This window comes from Alteromonas oceanisediminis (genome assembly GCF_018474025.1).
Lineage (GTDB): Bacteria > Pseudomonadota > Gammaproteobacteria > Enterobacterales > Alteromonadaceae > Alteromonas_E > Alteromonas_E oceanisediminis.
Window position 1 is genome coordinate 291,621 of the sequence record NZ_JAHCTA010000003.1, and the last position, 21,734, is coordinate 313,354.

Here is a 21,734-nt window from a genome sequence, read left to right on the forward strand (position 1 = left end):
TACGTCAATCGAGGAATAGGCACAATGTTATCCAAAGAAATATTGCAAGCTCTCACCGGATACGCGGAAAAAATGCAGCAAAACGTGAACTTTGTGCTGCAAACAGGAGAGCACCCAAAACGCGCTGAACTATTAACATTTTTAAATGGCATTGCCAGTGTCAGTGACAAGCTTACCGTGATTGAGCGAGATGACCCTCAGCTTCGTAGCCCCATTAGCTTTCTACTGGAAACCGATACAGATACTGGCATTCGTTTTTCAGGTATCCCCAGTGGTCATGAGTTCAACTCGCTCGTGTTGGCGATGTTGCATGCGTCTGGCGTGCCTTTAAAATTGGATGAATCTATCCAGCAATTGATTAAAAAAGTCGATAAGCCGCTTACGTTTGAAGTGTTTGTGAGCCTGAGTTGCCATAACTGCCCGGATGTTGTTCAGGCGTTAAATCAATTTGCGGTTTTAAATACAAACATAACAACCGAGATGATCGACGGAGGTCTTTATCAGGATCTTGTTGCTGAACGCGATATCCAAGGTGTTCCAAGTGTTTATTTAAATGGTAAATTATTTGCTAACGGCAAAGTAGATGGGGCAGCGCTGGTAAACAAACTCATTGAGCTTCACCCTGAACTCACCGACACCCCCATTGCGTCAAGTTTACCGACTCAGGATGTAACGGTTATCGGCGGTGGGCCCGCTGGTGTTAGCGCTGCTATATACAGTGCCCGAAAAGGCCTTAAAGTGACACTGATCGCTGAAACATTCGGAGGTCAGGTAAAGGACACAATGGGTATTGAGAATCTGATTTCAGTATCAAAAACCACCGGGCCTGAACTGGTGGGTAATTTAATGGCGCACTTAAATGACTATGAAGTCACCTTGCGTCAGCATGTCAGGGTAAAGTCCGTTGAACAAGGGTCGCTGAAAACCATTACGCTGTCATCCGGTGAGCAGATAACATCCAAAACCATTATTATTGCTACGGGTGCGCGCTGGCGTGAACTGGGAGTTCCCGGCGAAAAGGAAAATATCGGTAATGGTGTGGCTTATTGCCCGCATTGCGATGGGCCGTTTTTTAAGGGCAAAGATGTTGCTGTGATCGGCGGTGGTAACTCGGGTATCGAGGCGGCTCTGGATCTGGCAGGTATTGTTAAATCGGTCACGGTATTTGAGTTTATGCCAGAGCTGAAGGCTGACCAAGTCCTGATTAAGCAGGCCGAAAAGCGAGACAACATCACCATTATCAAAAACGCCGCGACGAAAGAAATTGTTGCTCAGAATGGTAAAGTGTCTGCGATCAAGTATGCCGACAGACACTCTGGCGAAGTTCATAGCCAATCACTGAACGGCGTTTTCGTGCAAATTGGCTTAGTACCCAATAGCCAGTTTGCAAAAGGCTTGGTTGATATGTCAGCGCACGGCGAGATTGTTATCGACCATAAATGCCACACATCTGCGGCCGGTATCTATGCCTGCGGTGATGTATCCACAGTGCCTTACAAACAGATAATCATCAGCATGGGCGAAGGCTCAAAAGCGGCTTTGGCAGCATTTGAGTACTTACTCGCGCACGACAGTGACGAAGTTGAAGCAACTGAAGCAATGGTTGCTGCTTAATCTTAAACGCGCCACGCCTTACATCACTGTAACCTTGGCGCTATTCATCTTCCGCTTCATCGGGGCTTGGCGGTTTTAACGCTGCACTGGGTAGCTCTAGCTCGATGCCATCAACCCGTTGAAGGCCGCGAGGAAGCTTATTACCGCGTCGTCCACGCTCACCTTTGTAGTGTTCCAAATCGGCTGCTGAGAGTGACATGCCGCGCTTGCCTGCAATGATCCGAACACTGGCGCCCTCAGGCACTACAGCTAATGTCTTGATGTACTCTTCACGACTTTTGGCACGCGAACTAGGAATATTAATAATTTTATTCCCTTTCCCCTTACCTAAGCTTGGCAGGTCTCGCAAAGGGAATAATAACATGCGCCCTTCTGTACTGATTGCCAGGCACCAGTCAGACTCAATGTTAACCACCCGCTGTGGTGTTAAAACCTTGGCGCCCACTGGCAGACTCAAATACGCCTTACCGGCTTTGTTTTTACTGACCATGTCAGCAAATTTTCCGACAAAACCATATCCTGCATCAGAGGCCATTAAATAAAGCTGTTCATCGGCGCTCATTAAGACATGTGCAAATGACTCGCCAGCGACCAGCCCGAAACGGCCCGTGAGTGGTTCGCCCTGGCTGCGCGCAGAAGGAAGCGAGTGAGCGTCACACGCATAGGCACGTCCGGATGTATCAAGGAATACTGCTTGCTGGTTGCTTCGCCCTATGGCGCTGGCGAGATAACTATCGCCGGCTTTATAACTCAAGCCCTGCACATCAACGTCATGGCCTTTGGCACAACGCGCCCAACCTTTCTCTGATAACACCACCGTCACAGGCTCAGATGGAACTAACTCTTTATCAGACAGCGCTTTCGCATCACTGCGCTCTACAATGGGGGAGCGACGATCGTCGCCGTAGGTCTGCGCGTCTGCCAACAGTTCCTTTTTAACCAGTGTTTTAAGCCGTTGGTCGCTGCCCAGAATGAGTTGTAATTTATCACGCTCTTCCGCTAGAGATTCCTGCTCACCACGGATTTTCATCTCTTCCAGTTTGGCGAGATGACGTAATTTTAGTTCCAAAATCGCTTCAGCTTGTTTATCCGATAGGCCAAACCGCCGAATCAATTCTGCTTTGGGCTCATCTTCGTTGCGAATAATCGCGATAACTTCGTCAATGTTAAGAAAGGCGATCAACAAGCCTTCCAGAATATGTAAGCGTGCCAGCACTTTATCTAAACGATATTGCAGTCGCCGCGTTACCGTATCTTTTCTAAATACCAACCATTCCGATAAGATGCTTTTCAGGTCTTTGACTTGCGGACGACCGTCAAGACCAATCATATTCAGGTTAACGCGATAACTCTTTTCAAGATCGGTGGTCGCGAAAAGATGTTGCATCAATTGCTCAGTATCTACTCGATTAGAGCGCGGCGTAATGACTAAGCGAGTCGGGTTCTCATGATCCGATTCGTCGCGCAGGTCGCTGACCATGGGTAGCTTTTTAGCCTGCATTTGCGCCGCAATTTGCTCAAGAATTTTACCGCCAGAAGCTTGATGAGGTAGGGCCGTGATAATGATGTCACCGCTTTCTTCATGATACACAGAACGCATCTTGATCGAACCCCGGCCCGTTTCATAAAGCTTGGCAATATCACTGCGCGGCGTAATGATTTCCGCTTCGGTGGGGTAATCTGGGCCTTCAACAATGCTCAATAATTCAGATAACTCGGTGCGGCTATTATCCAGCAGTAAGGCACAGGCCTTAGCCAACTCGCGCGCATTATGCGGCGGTATGTCGGTCGCCATACCCACGGCAATCCCGGTCACACCATTGAGCAATATATGCGGTAATCTGGCCGGTAGCACCAAAGGCTCTTGCAGTGTGCCATCAAAGTTTGGCGTCCAGTCCGCAGTTCCCTGCCCCAGCTCTGTAAGTAACACCTCACTAAACTTAGATAACCTAGCCTCGGTGTAACGCATCGCGGCAAATGACTTAGGATCGTCAGGCGCTCCCCAGTTCCCCTGCCCATCAATCAACGGATAACGGTATGAAAAGGGTTGCGCCATCAGCACCATGGCTTCATAGCAGGCCGAGTCGCCGTGCGGATGGAATTTACCTAGCACGTCACCCACTGTTCGAGCAGACTTTTTATACTTGGCGTTGTTGCTTAGGCCAAGATCCGACATCGCATAAATAATTCGGCGTTGAACCGGCTTAAGCCCATCGCCGATGTTTGGCAGGGCGCGATCCATAATAACGTACATCGAATAATTCAGGTAAGCGTCTTCAGTGAATCGCTGCAGCGGTAGCTGCTCTATCCCATCGGCATTTATCGTTATGTTGTCACTCATAGTATGGTAATGCTGTCTTTTTGCAGTTGTTTTAGTAACAATGAGGCTAGGGTTAAACTTATCATAAACCATCCGATGCCAGAGTGATATGCGCATTAGGGGTAAAAATGTCATTAATACTTTGTCGCATCGCGCGCGCGGTGATGCGTTATTTTTCAATACTGATAAGCCTGTTGGTTGCACTCCTCTGGGCAGCAAGCAACGCTAATGCTCAGCTCGCCGTACAGATGCTTAGCAGTGACGACCACATCAGTCTGTCAGACAGTTTTCTCATTTATGAAGAGCAACACGATGAACTCACGCTGAGCGACATCTTGCAGAATAAGTCTCGTTTTCGATGGGCAGGAAAAAACAACCCTAACTACGGTTTTTCAGAAAGAGGCGTGTGGTTACATACCCGCTTTGCGCATTTTACTGAAACCAATGACTGGGTCATTGACCTAAACTTCAGCCAACTGGATAAAGTCGATTTCTACGTGATGTCTGAGGGCGAGGTTATTGCCCAGTCCCAACAAGGCAAGTTGAGAGTCTTTCAGCCGTTTCGCATTCCCTCATTAAACGTCAGTATACAACCGGGCCAGACGGCTGAATTATTCATCCGAATACAAAGCAAAAATTCGAGCCTTATCGCACCCGTTAACATTCGCTCAGAAGCCAGCCACACACGAGCGATGTTAATCGATAGCGTTGCATGGGGCCTGTTTTACGGCGGCCTCATCATTTTGGCGATTTACAATCTCGTGCTGTTTTTCAGTGTCCGTGAGCCCAGTCTGCTCGCTTATGTGGGCTATATCATTACGGTACTGATATGGCAGTTTGTTTGGGGGGGGCACGTCCATCTGGTCGCAGCGGAAGGGTTGTCGCCGTGGCTAATTGATCATACCGGTCTGATATTCGTTTTCATTGGCGTGAGTAGTGGTATTTTCAGCGTGACCTTTCTAAACACCAAACAAAATGCGCCCCGATCTCATACTGTTGTGGTCGCATTGATCTATTTACAGGCTGGTTTAGGCGTAGTCGCTCTGTTGCCCGTGCTACCACCCATGGTGCTCAATGGCATCATCTATGGTGCTGCAATCCTCGCTATTGGCAGCTATATTGTGGCGGGAATAGAGAGTTACACCAACCAGTTTTTACCGGCACGCTACTTTATTTTTGCGTGGGGCTTGTTGTCTGCTGGTGCCATCGTGGGGCTTCTCAGTTTAGTCGGTGTACTACCGGCCAATCGTTTCACGGCCTATTGTTTTCAAGTCGGTGTATTTCTTGAAGCAGGCTTGTTTTCCCTCGCACTCATGGATAAAAGCCGAAACCAGCTAGAACGTGAGGTCGAACAAGCCACAACAGATTTGCGCAATAACATGGAGTTGATTGAAGAGCAGAATGCCCGCTTAGACATCGCCCGTAAAGACGCCATTAAAGCGAGCAATATCAAGTCGCAGTTCTTGGCTAACATGAGCCATGAAATTCGTACGCCGTTAAATGCCATCCTGGGCTTTAGTCGAGAGCTATCTCATGCGCAACTTGCACCGGAAAAGCAAGAGCAAGTGCGGATCATCAATTCGGCAGCAGATAATCTGTTAACAATAGTCAACGATGTACTTGATTTTTCTAAAATTGAAGCCGGTAAGCTGCAAGTGCACCGACAACCCTTTTCGCTGAACCAGTTACTTGAAGACATGGTGAGTATGATGGCGAAATCTGCGCACCAAAAACAACTTGAGTTTATTTTTGAGTTGTCGCCGCTCCCCAATAAATTAATCGGCGACGGCTTTCGCTTAAAGCAAATTTTGAATAACTTGCTGGGCAATGCGATAAAATTCACCGCACAGGGTTTCGTTGCTTTTACCGCAAGTGGGCGCAGTCTTGACCATGGCTTATATGAACTCACATTGAAGATTGAGGATACCGGAATTGGTATCAGCCGGCACGACAAGAAAAAGCTCTTTAACGCATTCTCTCAGGTCGATGATTCACTTAACCGGAATTACCAAGGCACAGGGTTAGGCTTGGTGATCTCTCAGGAACTGGTCAAACTCATGCGCGGGCAACTGACTTTGACCAGTACGCCGGGTCAGGGCAGTTGCTTTGTGATCACACTTCAGTTGAATCAACTCAGTGCACAATACTGTCTTTCTGAGCAAAATGAGTGGCGCGACAAGCACGTTGTGGTGTTTGACCCATTGCCGGTTTCACGCCATGCCAGTGCCAGCCTTATGCGTCACTTAGGTGCCACGGTCACCAGTATAGAAAGTATTGAATATCTCAATCAATTCAACAAAACCTCGGCCACCGTTGACTACCTGTTCGCCAGCTTGCCGCTCGCAAAACGTGAACAGCGAAATGATGTGCTCAGTTACCTACTCGATTTCAAAGCCAGTAAGCGAGTGCTGCTTTATTCGGGCGCAGACCCGTTTAACCATTACCCCAGTTTAAGTCAGCATTTCAATACGCAAATGCGATTGCCATTGTCACCGCAGAAAATTGATAGCCTGCTGCATAGCCCATCACAAAGTTCGCAAAACCCGCTGTACGCCAAACTCGCCTCGTTGCCTCGAATTCATGTATTGGCCGTTGACGATATGGAGATGAACTTAAAGCTGATCAACACCTGGTTGCAGAATACGCCTGTCAATCTAACGGTCGCTATCAGTGGTGCTGAAGCCGTGGCACTCTGTCAATCAACCGCATTTGACATCATTTTGATGGATGTGCAGATGCCGAATATGGACGGATTACAAGCCACCAAAATGATTCGCAAAACTGAGCACAATATCGGTACACCCATTATCGCTGTCACCGCGCACGCGTTTAAAGAAGAACAAGAGCGGCTTATGGCATCAGGTATGGATGATTACCTGCCGAAACCGATTGAAATCGGTCAATTGGTTGACCTGATTAACCGTTGGTGTGAAAACGTTGAGCCGACGCCCGAACAGATCCCAAGTTTCGATTGGGAGCTGGCTTTGCGGCGCGCGAACGGTAGTGATGACGCTGCTTTTGAGCTACTGGAAGCATTTATTCAGCAACTTCCAGATTGCATCGATATGATCAAAACGGCAGCACGCTCGAAAGATTTTGAGACACTATTGCAGCACATACATCGAATTCATGGTGCATGCTGCTATACAGGCGTGAGCCGGTTTCAGGCATTGTGTCATGACATAGAAAGTGATTTGAAACAAAAAAATATGGAGTGCGTTTTGACTAAAATCCCCGCGTTGTTGAAAGAGAGTGAAGTCGTATTGAGTGCTGCCAGGGCGCACCTTGATTCACGGTAGTGCCACCCAATAAAAGCGCAGATTTACACCCCAGTTGCTTGGCTTGCCCTCTCGGTTGTTGAATGGCTCAGCGCATCTGACTGCACTTTGTCGTGACAACTTCTTAGCAGAGTAACAAATTCACTCACAGGTCGGTCAAGTTCTGCGGCAGCAATATAAAGATCGTAGCCTAGCCGCTCACGCAACCGCTGGGTACGGTTCGCAAACATCGCTTGTACACCCCGCAACACCTGACCACTAGGTAACTTATATTTGTCGTCTTCGAGTAAATCAGAACCGGCACAGGTGCCCGTCGTACAATTGTCATCAGGGTTTTGTAGCAACAATGGGCGTTGCTCCATCAATATGTTGGTGGCAAGGCGTGGTGAAATTGACATGACCACGGGTTCAACGTCTTTTAGCCGAATTCCCACCATTTCCAGATCTTTAAGTTCTATTCCACGGGTCACACGCGGCGCATCAATGCGCTGAATATTATCCCAATCGACTTGCCATTGCCCGTTACGATGAAAATAGCATATGCCCTGTGGCGTGAGCTCAATACTGAAATTGGGCTCACGGATTTTAAACCAGCCCATCACAAGGCCAACAATACCGGCACTGGCAATAAATACGCCGGCAAGAAACAACACGGCAGGTAACACCGTCATAACAAAAAATGATAAAAGCAACAGGCCGCAACCAATCAGAACGGTGGTGATCCCGTTGCGTTTAGAAGACGCTCGAATGGTAATACTCTGTTCACTGCCAGACATACAAATACACCACCATCATGATAATTCCCCACAGCGCAATGTAACGCCAGCGTAAACACGTTTTACAGGATGTTCGCCACCCTGATTGAGCCTTTTTTTTGGCGGGCATGCTACCTCGTTGTCGTTGTGCACATCAAGGCACGTTGACCTAGCAACAACGTTACCTCACTTCAGTACGCTGCTGCAATCGGAACGGTTTATCGCTACACGGAAATTTGAGGATTAACGGATGTTGCTGGCTGCTCCTGCCGCGCGCGTCGAGCCGAGCGACGTCGACACAGCCATGCCACCAATGATGGCGTAAACAATAGCGACAGGATCACAGAAAACCCAACGCCTCCGGCCAATACCACGGCCAGTGGTGGCCAAAAAGACCCTTCACTGAATAACAGCAAAGGTATCAGGCCGCCAATGGTTGTGAATGTTGTCGATAAGATATGCCGGCTGCAGCTCATGGTTTCATGCATGATAGCATCGGTTTTACCGGCTTTAGCATCAGCATTGGCATTGATTGCAGCGATGACCACGATGGAGCCATTGATCGCCACGCCAATAAGCCCAGCACAGCCAAGCAGCGGATTGAAACCAACGGGCAATCCAGAAATCCACAGGCTGAAAAAACCAAGCCCGACTGACAGCATTGCCACAATGGCAATAACGCCAGCCATACGCACGCTGTTGAAGGTCAGAATGAGGGTTGTGATCATCAGTACCAGCAACACTGGCGCATAAGTGCCAAGTTGCCCCACCGCCTGCGCCTGCTCATCAGCATCCCCGGCCATTTTCAGGCGGTAGCCCTGTGGCAAGGTTATAGCGCCATTTAACAGTAAATCGCGCAGTTGATTTGACACATCAATGGCCGGTACATTCGGCAGTAAAAATGCCTGTACACGATTAAGTCGCTCACCATTTTTCCGGGTGATCCCAGAAATCGTTGCGTGCAGTGCGAAATCGCCCATCGCGGCAACGGTTGTTGACTGTCCCTGCTGCGTCAGAGCGGCACTGTTGAGGGGCTGATTAGCGACATCGATAATGGAACTGCGTAAGTTGTCGCCGATACGCACCCTGACAGGTATATCTTCAGTCCCTTCAAGCACACTGCCACCGCTTTGACCACGCAGCGCGGTCTGTAATTGGTTGGCGATAGACGTGAGTGACAACGCAGCCATTTCTGAGACATCGCGCTCAGCATTCAACCGAAACTCCGGTTCAGCCTGCGTAATAGAGGCGATGGATTGAGTAATGCCTGGCACCTTCGTCATCGCAAGCCGCACTTGCATGCCTAGTTCATTTAACGTTTCCAAATCAGGGCCAAAAATATCCACTTCAATGGGTGCTGCAATGGGAGGGCCTTGTCCAAACGCGCGCACCACAATCTGCGCTTGAGGAAACGCATCGCTGAGGCTTATTTGTAATTCGCCAATCATTTGCGCTGCATCGCTAATAGAATCAACCGTGACTACGGCGTTGGCAAAGCTGGGCGTATTGTCACGCGTCATCACCTGATTGTAGTACACCGAAGGCGCTGAGCCTCCTACCAACCAAGTGACCTGTTCGACGCTGTTATGGCGACGTAATTTTTCATCGATTTGTAAAGCCACTGACTCGGTATTGGTAATTCCGGTTCCGTCAGCGGTCCACACGTATATCTCAAACTGGTCCCGATCGGCACTGGGGAAAAACACATTCGCCAGTTGAGCGGATAAGACAAATCCACTTACACAAAACAACACAACCGCAGGGAGTACACGAACCGGATGCTCAATGGCACTTCGTAACAGCGCTTTGAAGGCAGTACTCACCGAAGGCAATTGCAAACCACCTCGATACCACGCTCGCTCAGGGCTGGCGTCACGCGAGAGGTATCGTGCGGCAAGTGCCGCTATGAGGGTGAGCGAAATAAATAGCGAACCGACTAAGGCCATGACCACACTGATGGCAATCCCGCCAATAAAGTCACCGATATTACCATTCAGTAAAAATACGGGCATGAAACCTAAAATGGTCGTCAGTGTGGATGCTAACAAGGGAGCGAACAAATGCCGGATTGTTTTTTCAAGCGCTTGCAACCGAGAGAGCGCGGGGTCTTGTAAGTTCAGACGCGTCTCATCGGTGATGACGATGGCATTGTCTATCAGCAAGCCAATGGCGATGATAATGCCAAAAATGGACATCTGATGAATTTGCTCCCCATAAAAACTCAGGGAAAAAAGAGCAAAAGCGGCGCACAGAGGTAACGCGAGTCCAACAATGATGGAAGCTCGCAATCCCATGAAAACCAGTACCACAAACATCACGACTGCACAGCCCATCAACAAGTTCTGTGACAACTCAGACAAGCGTTGCTCGGTGTACACATTTTGTTCAAACACCAATTCAGTCGACAACGACCCTGCAAATTCCTGTTGAAAATCAGTCGCTACCTGTTTGATCGCGCCGGTCCACTGGTCAACTCGCACCGTGGTTTGCATGCGGGCGGCAACGAAAATGACTTGTTCACCGTTGACATAACCAATATCGTTCATTGGTTGTTGAAAACGCCGATCGATAGTTGCAATATCGCCTAGCCGGAGCAATAAACCTTGCTGATTGACCAAGGGTATAGCGCGGATCATATCGAGTCCCGCTAAGGGCTCGGCCACTTGAAGGCGAATATTTTGTCGTTCGGTGTACACCACGCCCGCAGGCAGCTTAGGGTCGGCTGCAGTGATTGCTCGGCTCACATCATTGATGGTTAACCCGGTCGCACTGAGCTTTTGAGGGTCGATGCTGACGACAAACTCCTCACTGGGCTCACCGTAGATGCGCACCAACTCGGTACCTGCAACATTACGCAAGCGATCCGCCAGCTCACTGCTTAAACGAGACACCATAGTGAGTGAGGTGGTTTCGGGAAAAGCAGGTTTTACCGCGTAAAGCACGGTAAACGCGGTAGCGCCGCGCTTTTCATCCAGAATCGGATCGCCCGAACCCGCAGGGAATCGATGCGAGACCTCGGAAATCGCATCACGGATTTCGGAAAAAAGTTGTTCATTACTGTTATTGTCGACCCAATCCTGCAACTCGACAGCAATGACCGAGATTTCACTACGTGATGTCGACTCAATTTCTTTGATCTCATAGATTTCACGCAGTCTATCCTCAATCACATCGGTTACCAGCGCTTCTACGCGCTCGGCTGATGCGCCCGGATACGGGGTCAGTATCAGCATATTGCGCGTATCGATGCGAGGGTCTTCAAGACGAGGCAGGGTCGTCAATGCAGAGTAACCTGCCACCAGAATGATAACGAGGCCAAGAACCAGCAGGTGTCCACGACGGAAAAATAGCGTGTACCACGGTGACTTCATGCTTAATCGCGCCCCGCGACATCAGTTTCACTGACGCGTGTCACTGCCACAGCCTGACCCGGCGCTAGACGGTGAGTCCCTGAAACTACCACCAGCATCTCTGGTGCAATAGCACCGCGTATGAATGCAAACTGCCCGTCACTGTACAAAACTTCAACGCTACGGGCTGTAACCGTACTTTGCCCGTCCTGACTGACGGAATAGATATTCCACAGGCCGCGTAATCCATGGCTTAGTGCCCCGACTGGCACCCAGGCACCTGACTCTCTTACCTCGACCTTTACATCCAGCGATAAAAGATCGCCCGGCAATACATCAACCGTCGCAGCATCGGTCAATTCGAAAACAGCATCCACAGTCCGCGTCGATAAACGGCGCAGCTTACCAATCGCCTTAAGCACCGCAGTGAAATGGGTTGAGCCATCCTTAAGTACATAGGTTTCGCCCACGCTCACCTGGCTAATCAATTGCGCCGGCATCGGTATGCGTACATCCCTCGCCGTGGTAGCGAACAACTCAAACACTGGCTGCCCCTGACTGACAACAGTACCCTGATCAACAAATCGCGAGGTGATTTCACCATCAAACGGCGCAGTCAATGTCGACTTGGCAATATTAACGTTAACCGTATTGAGGTTTGCTGTTGCCTCTCGTACCGCCGCACGCGCCACGTCCAACGTTTGTTTTGCTTCATCCAGACGCTGTTGAGATTCCAGCTTGCTTTGCACCAACCCTCTGATGCGCTCAAAAGAAGACTGCGCCAGCGTTTGTTGTGCCTGCGCTCGCGTCACACTCGCTGCGGCTTGTTCGCGTTGGCTGTTGAGAATATCTTGATCCAGCGAAGCCAATATCTGGCCCTGCTTCACTACCGCACCATCGTCTACATGGACTTTGTTGACTAATCCGGCTCGCTCAAATCCTAGTTGCGCCGTGTTGCTGGATTCGACCCGCCCAACCACTCGCTGAATTTTTTCAAATTGCTGCTGCCATACTAACGTGGCGGCTTCCACTGTCGGCGGTGATGCCTGTGGTGCGTCACTTTGCGCCTTGCCGTAGCCTGCAAAAAAGAGCAGCACAACCAGCCCCGAAAAGCACACTGCCACGAGAGTGAACAATGCCTTGTGCGCACCAGACCGATGATCACTCATAAACAAACCCATTTTTTAACCATGTACGCCTTAACATTACTAGACCGACTAGTTCGATAATGCAAAGGGTAGTTTAAATATACTAGACTGTCCAGTATGATAATGAGAATTCATCAGTTTGTCATGATTGGAACGTACAGCGTCTACAACCCCAAATAGCCCATTATTTGAGCAAAAAAGACTCAAAAGCAACCCTGTTGCCATTGAACATAACAGCAATTTCAGTGGCGACTGTCTCAGAGATTAGCGCATGTTGATCTTTGCCAACAAATCGCGCCGCAAACCTGTTCTTTTGTTATCATACCATTGGGTTAAAGCTTAGTTCGGGCAGTTATGAATTCATTCACAGGGCAACACATACTTTCGGTCAATCAATTCGACCGCGACGCGATTTTACGTATTTTCAGCGTCGCTGATGCGATGCAGCCCTACGCGTTAAGGCAAAAGCGCACGACCGTGCTGGATGGCGCCATTTTAGGTAATTTGTTTTTCGAAGCCAGTACGCGCACGCGGGTGAGCTTCGGCACTGCATTTAATCTGCTGGGCGGTGAAGTCAGGGAAACCACCGGCATGAGCTCGTCGGCTTTAGCGAAAGGTGAATCACTTTATGACACGGCGCGAGTGCTGAGCGGGTATTCAGATATCATCACTATGCGTCATCCGCAAGCTGGCTCTGTGGCTGAGTTTGCGGAAGGGAGCCGTGTCCCCGTGATCAATGGCGGTGATGGTGCAAATGAGCACCCTACCCAAGCGCTGCTTGATCTTTATACCATTGACAAAGAACAGCGCTCATTAGGCAATCAAATTGACGGCTTACATATTGCCATGATTGGCGATTTAAAACATGGGCGCACGGTTCACTCCCTGTCAAAGTTACTGTCATTGTTCGACAATATCCAATTCACGCTCATCTCCCCTCCAGAGCTTGCCATGCCAGACAGTGTCGTGTCTGTGATGGAAAACCATGGTCACCGAGTCACCATCACTGACCAGCTGTCTGGGAGTGTCAGCGCTGATATTTGCTATCAGACCCGCATTCAGGAAGAACGCTTCGCCTCTCAGGAAGAAGCCAATCGCTACCGCGGGCGATTCCGCTTGAATAATGAAATCTACACTAAACACTTCAAATCCAATACAGTCATTATGCATCCGCTACCGCGTGATTCACGCGCAGAAGCGAATGAATTGGACAACGATTTGAACCTAAATCCGAATCTCGCCATATTCAGACAAACCGACAACGGCGTGCTCGTGCGTATGGCGTTGTTCGCTTTGACGCTTGGCGTTGACAATATCATCAGTCACTACGATCGCGATGTCGTGTGGCACAGCAATAAGAGACTCTAATTTTATGCAACAATCTGAAGCCCTTTTCGCCCGCGCTCAAAAAACCATACCCGGTGGTGTTAACTCTCCGGTTCGGGCCTTCAAGGCGGTAGGCGGCACGCCGCGCTTTATTGTCAAAGCTGACGGCCCTTATATTTATGATGTTGATGGCAATCGGTACATTGACTACATTCAGTCTTGGGGGCCGATGGTGTTAGGCCATAACAACGCGAAAATACGTGAAGCGGTGATTGAGGCCTCTCACAGCGGACTCAGTTTCGGTGCCCCAACAGAAGCCGAGATCCTTATGGCCGAGCTGGTTACCAGTATGGTACCGTCGATGGAAATGGTGCGCATGGTTAATTCTGGCACCGAAGCCACTATGTCAGCGATTCGACTGGCGCGCGGCTACACCAATCGGAACAAAACGCTCAAATTTGAAGGCTGTTATCACGGCCATGCCGACGCGTTACTGGTCAAGGCTGGCTCTGGTGCGCTAACACTGGGTGTGCCCAGTTCGCCCGGTGTACCAGAAGACTTTGCGAAACACACGCTCACCGTTGAGTTCAATAATCTAGACAGTGTTGCTCAAGCGTTTGAACAACATGGCGATGATATTGCGTGTATTATCGTAGAACCCGTCGCGGGAAATATGAACTGTATTCCCCCGGTAGAGGGGTTTCTCGAGGGGCTTCGTGCCATCTGCGATAAGTACGGTGCCGTGTTGATTTTTGATGAAGTAATGACCGGCTTTCGCGTCTCACGCGGCGGTGCGCAAGAGCGCTATGGCGTCATACCGGATCTGACTTGCTTGGGTAAAGTGATTGGCGGTGGTATGCCGGTTGGCGCTTTCGGAGGCAAACGAAAAATTCTTGAGCATATCGCCCCGACTGGCCCTATTTATCAAGCAGGTACGCTTTCTGGCAATCCTGTGGCAATGGCCGCAGGGCTCGCCGCGCTTACGCAAATTGGCGAGGAAGGTCTTTACGACAGTATTTTCAAAAACACAGAAATCCTAGCGAAAGGAATCACTGCTGCCGCTCACGCTCATGACATTCCAATGACCTACAATGTTGCCGGAAGTATGTTCGGGATATTCTTTACTGAAGTTGAAAAAGTCACGAATTATCAACAGGCTATTCATTGTAATACCGCACAGTTCAATACCTTTTATCATGGCATGTTAGCAGAGGGCGTGTATCTCGCACCGGCCTCCTATGAAGCGGGGTTTGTTTCGAAACTTCATGACGAAGCGATTGTCGAACAAACTATTGCCGCTGCCGACAAGGTGTTGAAAATGGTGGCAGCAAAGCATCTGTAGCTATCGACGAGAACCTGAATGAGCACCACATTATTGATAGTATTGCTCGCGCTGTATGGCGCAGCTCTTACCGCTGTCGTTTTTCGTCAGCGGGCTATCATGCGAAGGCGCGCTGAGCGAAGCGAAGCACGCCGTGCAGCCGATGCCCGTTCTATCAACAATACCAAACCGTTAACAGAGCTTGGTGCCGAACAAGTTCGTTTTCAGGAAAAGGCAGATGAAGCCTTACGCTTAACCCAAACATTTCAAAAGTTTGTGCCGCGACAGTTTGTTGAGCACTTTGCCAAGCACGGAGAAACCAGCTTAGAGCTCGGCCGGGCCGATGAAGACAATGTTGCGATTCTGTTTTGCGACATTCGCGGTTTTACGGGCTTATCTGAACGCATGCGCCCTCAGGAATTAATGAAGTTTCTCAATTCCTATTTTCTTCGCATGAACGACCCTATCCATCAAAACAATGGCTTTATCGACAAATTTATTGGCGATGCCATCATGGCGCTATTTGATCACCCCAATGGAACGGAATCCGCAAAAGCCAATGATGCGTTGAATGCTGCCGTGGATTTGCACCGAGCACTTGAGGTCTATAACGCACACCGTGCAAACAGCGGGTATCCGCCGATCAAGATTGGGGTTGGGGTGCACTACGGTGCAGTGATCATCGGTACGGTAGGGTCTGATGATCGCATGGATACCACAGTGATCGGCGACAGCGTCAACATTGCTAACCGCTTGGAAGCACTCGCGCCTGTGTATCATGCTGACATTGTGGTTAGCGAACAACTGCTCAAGACCGCGGCCAACACGCGGGTGAAAGCGCGCGTACTGGATTGGGTTAAAGTCAAAGGCCGGCGTACGCCGCTTAAAATTTACGAAATTTGCAATCACTTGCCTGAAGCTCAACGCACGGCGAGAATGCACACATCACCTTTGATCGATGCGGCCATTAGCGCACGGATTGAACAGCGCTGGGATGATGCCATCGCTGCAATTCAAAAAGCCATTGACATATTACCTGACGACCCGTTATTGCTTGACCACTTAAAAGTGTGCCAACAGCATCGCGACGCCATACTACCGGATAACTGGGACGGCGCACTCACGCACTAATGCGTGCGTGTAAAAATCGCTCATACTAACGCTCCAGTTCTGGCTGAGTCTTTATCGGTTTAAGAACGGCATGATTGCGAATGAAGTGAATAGAGGGTGCGAAAAAAGCAGCGCCTGTTTCCGCACTGACAAAATCAAGCAATCGGTCGTATTCGCCTGCATCATCTCCAAAGATGCGGCTATGCAGTAAGGTTTTGAACGCACTCGCACTGGAGGAAAAACTCACAAACATCAGTCCTTGCGAATGCATATCACCAAATGGCATGGATTGGTTAATCAAGGGCAGTGGTTCTCTGTCGGCGTCTGTCACACTCATTCTTACAAAGTGAGCGCTTGGATTGCTTTCTGGGCTGTCAGTGTGATGTTCTCTGGTCACGCCCATCACCTGTTCCTGCTGCCTGTCAGTCAACGTACTCCAGCGACGAAGATCATGGCGAAAGCGTTGCACATGCACAAAGCTGCCTTGACAGAATTCCGGATCATCATCACCAATCAATGCCATACTTTGTTTTTTCATACCGCGGGGGTTATTCGGTGCGATAAGAAAACCGGTGAGATCGCGCCCATCCAAATAGCGGAAAGCATGCACATCATCGACCAGTTCCACGTGCAGTCGAAACAGATCCATTATCGCCAAACCCAGTGCGTAGCAGATGTCTTGGCGGTCGGCGCGAATTTGAATAAACAAATCACAGGGAGTCGCCGGTGCACATCGGTCTTCGCACTGCATGTCAGGGAAAGGGTACAAATGTAGCGGGATCGCTTCTGGGTAGAGTTCTGGCCAATATTGTGTGCCTACCGCGATCACCCCGGTTACCATTGCCTCGTAATGCTCCTCATCGTAATGATCAAATAAAGCAAGCGTGCGCGCTAACTTCTCACGTATCGCTTGAGTATCGTCGTCTACTACATTCAGCAGTAAGTACTGGGCATGTAAATTAGGTTCGGCGCAAATGCCTTTTTGCGGCTGTGTCATGGTTGACTAAAATCCGGCTGCATGACCATCCTTTCGAGATTCAGAAGCGCCATAGTATACACCGGTTTTAAGATCACGCATGATCGCCTGATAACCGCCAAAAGCCCCCGGCGCATCACGTAGTACGTGAGCACGATCTGTCAGCCCTCGCCTTACCAAAGACGAGAAGCCAGATTCTAAACTGACATAACCACCGTCTTTCATCTTGTGACCGGTCGGCTCACTTGACCCGCTATGCAAAATGCGTGGTGCATCGCCAGCTTCTTGCAAGTTCATGCCGAAATCAATCATGTTAACCACAATTTGAGCATGCATTTGCGGTTGCGTGCCGCCCCCCATCACACCAAAACTCATGAATGGTTTGCCATTGCGGGTGATAAATGCCGGAATAATGGTGTGAAACGGGCGCTTGTTGGGTGCAAAAACATTAGCGTGACCGGCTTCCAGACTGAATGACTCACCACGATTCTGTAGCACGAAACCTAAGTCTGGCGGGATCATTCCCGAGCCCATGCCACGGTAATTGCTCTGGATCAGAGACACCATATTGCCTTGCTGATCAGCAACGGTGAGGTAAATTGTATCGCCTTCATAAGCTCCGGCTTCATAACGCGCAGCCGCTTTGTTAGGATCGATCAGCGCGCGACGCTGCTTGGCGTAATCTTTCGACAACAGAAAGTCGACCGGCGTAGCCGAGAATTCTGGATCGGCGTAATATTTCGCCCGATCTTCAAATGCCAACTTTTTTGCCTCAACAAACGTGTGCACATACTCAGCGCTGTTTAAGCCCATACTTTCAATATCGTACTGCTCCAGCACGTTGAGTATTTGCAATGCGGCGATTCCCTGACCATTGGGCGGTAGTTCCCATACATCATAACCACGGTAATTGGTAGAGACCGGCTCAACCCAGTTTGACTGATGCGCGGCAAGATCGTCGTAGCTGAGAAACCCGCCCTGCGCTTCTACATGAGCCGCAATCGCTCTGGCGATATCGCCTTTATAAAACGCATCACGCCCCCCTGTAGCAATTTTTTCATACGTGGCGGCAAGATGCGGGTTAGCAAAGATTTCGCCTTTTTTGGGTACATCGCCCGTGGGCATAAAGACGTCAGCAAAATTAGGGTACTCACCAATGCGTTTCTTATTCAGCTGAAAATAATAGGCTATGACTTCAGAGACCGGAAAACCCTCGCGTGCATACGTGATGGCAGGGGCTAAAATAGCTGTCATCGGAATGCTGCCGAAACGTTCATGTAACATGAACCACCCATCCACAGCACCGGGTACCGACACCGGCAGCGCACCAAATGAGGGAATTTTCGTCATGTCTTGCTGCTTGAAATAATCCAAGGTCAGTGATTGTGGCGATCGGCCAGATGCATTTAGGCCGTAAAGCTGTTTAGTTTGGGCATCCCAAACGATTGCAAACAAATCGCCACCAATACCACAGCCTGTCGGTTCAACTAAGCCAAGCATTGCATTTGCCGCAATGGCCGCATCAACGGCATTGCCGCCGCGCTTCATTACGTCGAGCGCGACTTGCGTTGCTAACGGTTGACTGGTTGCTGCCATGGCATTGCTGGCTAACACTTCTGAACGCGTTGCGAACGGTTGCCCGGTTATCCGATCATAGGCTGATGCAAACGGAACACACAGGAGTAAACACAAAAATGGTACGGTAAGTTTCATAGCAATCACTCTTTGGGCAACCCGCTAGACAGCGAATGGTCAATGTTGTGATTGTCAGAATAGCAAAAGGCTGTTTCGTAAAACAGCAATAAAAAAGCCCCGCTGTGCGGGGCCAACATCAGTGATCAGGCATTATTATCGTTTTTATACTGAGCGGCTTCGACCCGCTAGCGTTTGCCTGTCTAACTTCTTTTTTGTTGTCGCATTCAATAGCAAACTTAGCTGCGACCGCTGGTGAATTCAGGGTAAGCTTCTAAGCCACACTCACTGATATCCACACCTTCAAACTCTTCTTCCTCAGTAACGCGAACCCCAATGATGGCTTTGATAATGAGCCAGACAACGAAGCTTGTGACAAATACCCAAACAAAGATGGTGAGTGCACCAATTAGCTGCCCTGAGAAGGAAACATCTGCATTGGTGATCGGCACCAGTAGAAGGCCCAACAGACCAACAACACCGTGAACCGAAATAGCGCCTACCGGGTCATCAATTTTCAGCTTATCTAAAGTGACTATGCTAAATACTACTAGCAACCCACCCAGCGCACCGAACGCGGTCGCCTCGATTGGCGTTGGCGTAGACGGCTCAGCCGTAATTGCTACCAGTCCGGCCAAAGCGCCATTCAACGCCATGGTCAAGTCCGCTTTGCGGAACATGAGTCGCGCAAGGATCAGTGCAGCGACTAAGCCACCGGCTGCGGCTGCGTTGGTGTTCAAAAAGACCACCGCAACGCTGTTCGCACTTTCGACCGAGGCAGTCGCTAAAACGGAGCCACCGTTGAAACCAAACCATCCCATCCACAAGATAAAGGTACCCAGTGTGGCTAGCGGTAAGTTCGCACCAGGAATAGCGTTGATTTTACCATCTTTACCATACTTACCTTTACGAGCACCTAAGATGAGTACGCCTGCCAAAGCCGCTGCGGCACCTGCCATGTGGACAATACCCGAACCGGCAAAGTCACTAAAACCAAGATCGCCTAACGTATAAAGGCCGAAGACAGATTGTCCGCCCCACGTCCATGAACCTTCCATGGGGTAGATAAAGCCGGTCATGACGACGGCGAACAATAAAAATGCCCATAGCTTCATGCGCTCAGCAACGGCTCCGGAGACAATTGACATGGCAGTCGCAACAAATACAACTTGGAAGAAGAAGTCAGCCGAAGGGGCGTAGGTTGCCGGATCTTCAGCAACACCTGTTGCGCCATCAGCCATCAGTCCGTTCAACAAGAAACCGCCGTCGTACATAATGGCGTAGCCGCACACCATGTACATGATGCAAGCGATTGCATACAGGGCGACGTTTTTAGTTAAGATCTCTGTGGTATTTTTCGTACGTACGAGGCCTGCTTCAAGCATCGCAAAACCGGCCGCCATCCACATCACGAGGGCGCCGCAAATTAAAAAGTAAAAGGTATCGAGTGCATACCCTAGTTCAAATGTGATTTCCATTAGTGTGTTCTCCGCAAATCGTTAATCTGAGTGCTATAGCGCGTCGTTGTCTGCTTCGCCGGTTCTTATTCTGACGGCGTGGTTAAGGTCATAAACAAACACCTTACCGTCACCAATCTTGCCGGTTTTTGCTGCATTGACGATGGCTTCAACCAAACGCTCAACCTGATCATCAAGTACGGCAATTTCGAGCTTCACCTTAGGCAGAAAATCGACTTGATATTCTGCTCCGCGATAGAGCTCGGTATGGCCTTTTTGGCGCCCAAACCCTTTCACTTCAGTGACGGTCAAACCGTCAATGCCTATCTCAGAAATCGCCTCGCGTACATCATCAAGCTTGAACGGCTTAATAATGGCAGTGACTAGTTTCATGGTATTCTCCCAAACAAATGTTGTGTGTTTTGTGATCCGTTAAGCAGACACTCACAAATGTTATGCCAAGAATAATTATTCAACATTTCAATAGATTAGAGGAAAACGGTTCACGCAACGACGGGTAGATTGCACACTTTTGGTGCGGCAGTGCAAAATTGCACCAATGTGTTCGAGATGACGACAGGGAACTTTTCATTGTCTCTGCCGCTCTGAACGACGATGGAATTTTACCTAGCGCCCGATCACCCTCAGCGGTTGACAACATCAGTAGCTGTACAACGCTTTCCACTGGCGAAGGTTGTGTTGTGCTCGTTACTCGTTCATGCGCTTATTGTTGCCGGACTTATGTGGCTTGGTGATCGCCCAGAATCACTGCGGAGTACTCCCAATTCACGTAGCATCGATGCCACACTGGTGTTTGTTGAGCAACCTCCACCACCGCCTGCTGAAGTTAAAGCTGAAGTGGAACCGGAAGTTGTATCCCAATCGCCTCCCTTGACATCTCCCGGTATCGCCAGCGATACACCTGCCAAGGCCGAACCCGATGTCATTCAACAGGATATACCCGTACCAGAAGTCGAAACACGTCCCAGTCGTGAGCAGCGCTCTTCTGGCATTTTAAGTACGCAGCAATCAACGCAATCGTTTTTGCAAAAATACCATCAACAGCGTGTCGGCTCGCTGTCAGAGCAGCAAAGTCAGCAATATCGGCAGCAACAACGCTCTCCTAACCTTAACATTCCTACCCGTGCTGAGCTTGAAGAAGACGGTATGCCCGGCGAACCCATGGTGGTCGCCTGTGACGACACGGCGGCCAATGCCCTTCGCATTGTCGGTTCATTCATGGGCGGACGGATGCGTTGCCGCGATAAACCCGATATTGACCAATTTATACAGAAGCGCTTGAACAAAGAAACGCAGTAGCGTTTTTGACCAACTCGATTGTGAGATAGCCTAAATTTTAGTATTCACTTTGACTATCTTCATCACA

The 21,734-nt window shown here is 49.6% G+C and carries 14 protein-coding genes; 6 read left to right on the forward strand and 8 right to left on the reverse strand.

Going from position 1 to position 21,734, the window contains the following annotated elements; genetic code table 11:
• The first annotated feature begins 24 nt into the window (after window positions 1-24).
• Entirely contained in the window at window positions 25-1,614 is a 1,590-nt protein-coding gene (ahpF, locus tag KIU71_RS06785) for an alkyl hydroperoxide reductase subunit F (protein ID WP_214130439.1), read from the forward strand.
• A 40-nt stretch (window positions 1,615-1,654) separates the two neighbouring features.
• Here ahpF and parC read toward each other — a convergent pair whose 3' ends face one another.
• Window positions 1,655-3,955 (reverse strand): DNA topoisomerase IV subunit A, encoded by a 2,301-nt coding sequence (gene parC / locus KIU71_RS06790; protein WP_214130440.1) that lies wholly within the window; start codon window positions 3,953-3,955, stop codon window positions 1,655-1,657.
• Window positions 3,956-4,062: 107 nt separating this feature from the next.
• On the opposite strand from parC, the gene KIU71_RS06795 reads away from it, so the two are divergent.
• Window positions 4,063-7,233, forward strand: coding sequence for a hybrid sensor histidine kinase/response regulator (locus tag KIU71_RS06795; RefSeq protein ID WP_250207321.1), 3,171 nt, complete (start codon window positions 4,063-4,065; stop codon window positions 7,231-7,233).
• A gap of 23 nt (window positions 7,234-7,256) precedes the next feature.
• Here the strand turns inward: KIU71_RS06795 and KIU71_RS06800 are convergent, their stop codons facing one another.
• The 3 genes from KIU71_RS06800 to KIU71_RS06810 all read right to left on the reverse strand — a co-directional run bounded on the left by KIU71_RS06800 (window position 7,257) and on the right by KIU71_RS06810 (window position 12,486).
• A complete protein-coding gene (locus tag KIU71_RS06800) occupies window positions 7,257-7,988 on the reverse strand; it encodes a DUF2982 domain-containing protein (RefSeq protein ID WP_214130441.1) in 732 nt (243 codons plus the stop codon).
• A 203-nt stretch (window positions 7,989-8,191) separates the two neighbouring features.
• A complete protein-coding gene (locus tag KIU71_RS06805; RefSeq protein WP_214130442.1) occupies window positions 8,192-11,338 on the reverse strand; it encodes an efflux RND transporter permease subunit in 3,147 nt (1,048 codons plus the stop codon).
• Window positions 11,339-11,340: 2 nt separating this feature from the next.
• Window positions 11,341-12,486 (reverse strand): efflux RND transporter periplasmic adaptor subunit, encoded by a 1,146-nt coding sequence (locus KIU71_RS06810; protein ID WP_214130443.1) that lies wholly within the window; start codon window positions 12,484-12,486, stop codon window positions 11,341-11,343.
• Window positions 12,487-12,819: 333 nt separating this feature from the next.
• Here KIU71_RS06810 and KIU71_RS06815 point away from each other — a divergent pair, with 333 nt between their 5' ends.
• From KIU71_RS06815 to KIU71_RS06825, 3 genes are read left to right on the forward strand one after another with little or no spacing between them, the layout of a single operon-like run.
• Entirely contained in the window at window positions 12,820-13,833 is a 1,014-nt protein-coding gene (locus KIU71_RS06815) for an aspartate carbamoyltransferase (protein ID WP_214130444.1), read from the forward strand.
• A 4-nt stretch (window positions 13,834-13,837) separates the two neighbouring features.
• The gene (gene hemL, locus KIU71_RS06820) at window positions 13,838-15,133 is read left to right on the forward strand and encodes a glutamate-1-semialdehyde 2,1-aminomutase (protein WP_214130445.1); all 1,296 of its coding nucleotides are present in this window, start codon (window positions 13,838-13,840) and stop codon (window positions 15,131-15,133) included.
• An 18-nt stretch (window positions 15,134-15,151) separates the two neighbouring features.
• A complete protein-coding gene (locus KIU71_RS06825; protein ID WP_214130446.1) occupies window positions 15,152-16,243 on the forward strand; it encodes an adenylate/guanylate cyclase domain-containing protein in 1,092 nt (363 codons plus the stop codon).
• Between the two features lie 25 nt (window positions 16,244-16,268).
• On the opposite strand, the gene KIU71_RS06830 is transcribed toward KIU71_RS06825, so the two are convergent.
• From KIU71_RS06830 to glnK, 4 genes are all read right to left on the reverse strand, one after another.
• Window positions 16,269-17,219, reverse strand: coding sequence for a Dyp-type peroxidase (locus KIU71_RS06830; protein ID WP_214130447.1), 951 nt, complete (start codon window positions 17,217-17,219; stop codon window positions 16,269-16,271).
• 6 nt (window positions 17,220-17,225) lie between these two features.
• The gene (ggt, locus tag KIU71_RS06835) at window positions 17,226-18,911 is read right to left on the reverse strand and encodes a gamma-glutamyltransferase (RefSeq protein WP_214130448.1); all 1,686 of its coding nucleotides are present in this window, start codon (window positions 18,909-18,911) and stop codon (window positions 17,226-17,228) included.
• Window positions 18,912-19,129: 218 nt separating this feature from the next.
• Window positions 19,130-20,368, reverse strand: coding sequence for an ammonium transporter (locus KIU71_RS06840; protein WP_214130449.1), 1,239 nt, complete (start codon window positions 20,366-20,368; stop codon window positions 19,130-19,132).
• A gap of 33 nt (window positions 20,369-20,401) precedes the next feature.
• A complete protein-coding gene (gene glnK, locus KIU71_RS06845) occupies window positions 20,402-20,740 on the reverse strand; it encodes a P-II family nitrogen regulator (protein WP_214130450.1) in 339 nt (112 codons plus the stop codon).
• Window positions 20,741-20,962: 222 nt separating this feature from the next.
• Between glnK and KIU71_RS06850 the strand changes: the two genes are divergently transcribed.
• Window positions 20,963-21,667: a hypothetical protein gene (locus tag KIU71_RS06850; protein ID WP_214130451.1), complete on the forward strand. Its 705-nt coding sequence runs from the start codon at window positions 20,963-20,965 to the stop codon at window positions 21,665-21,667.
• Window positions 21,668-21,734 lie beyond the last annotated feature (67 nt).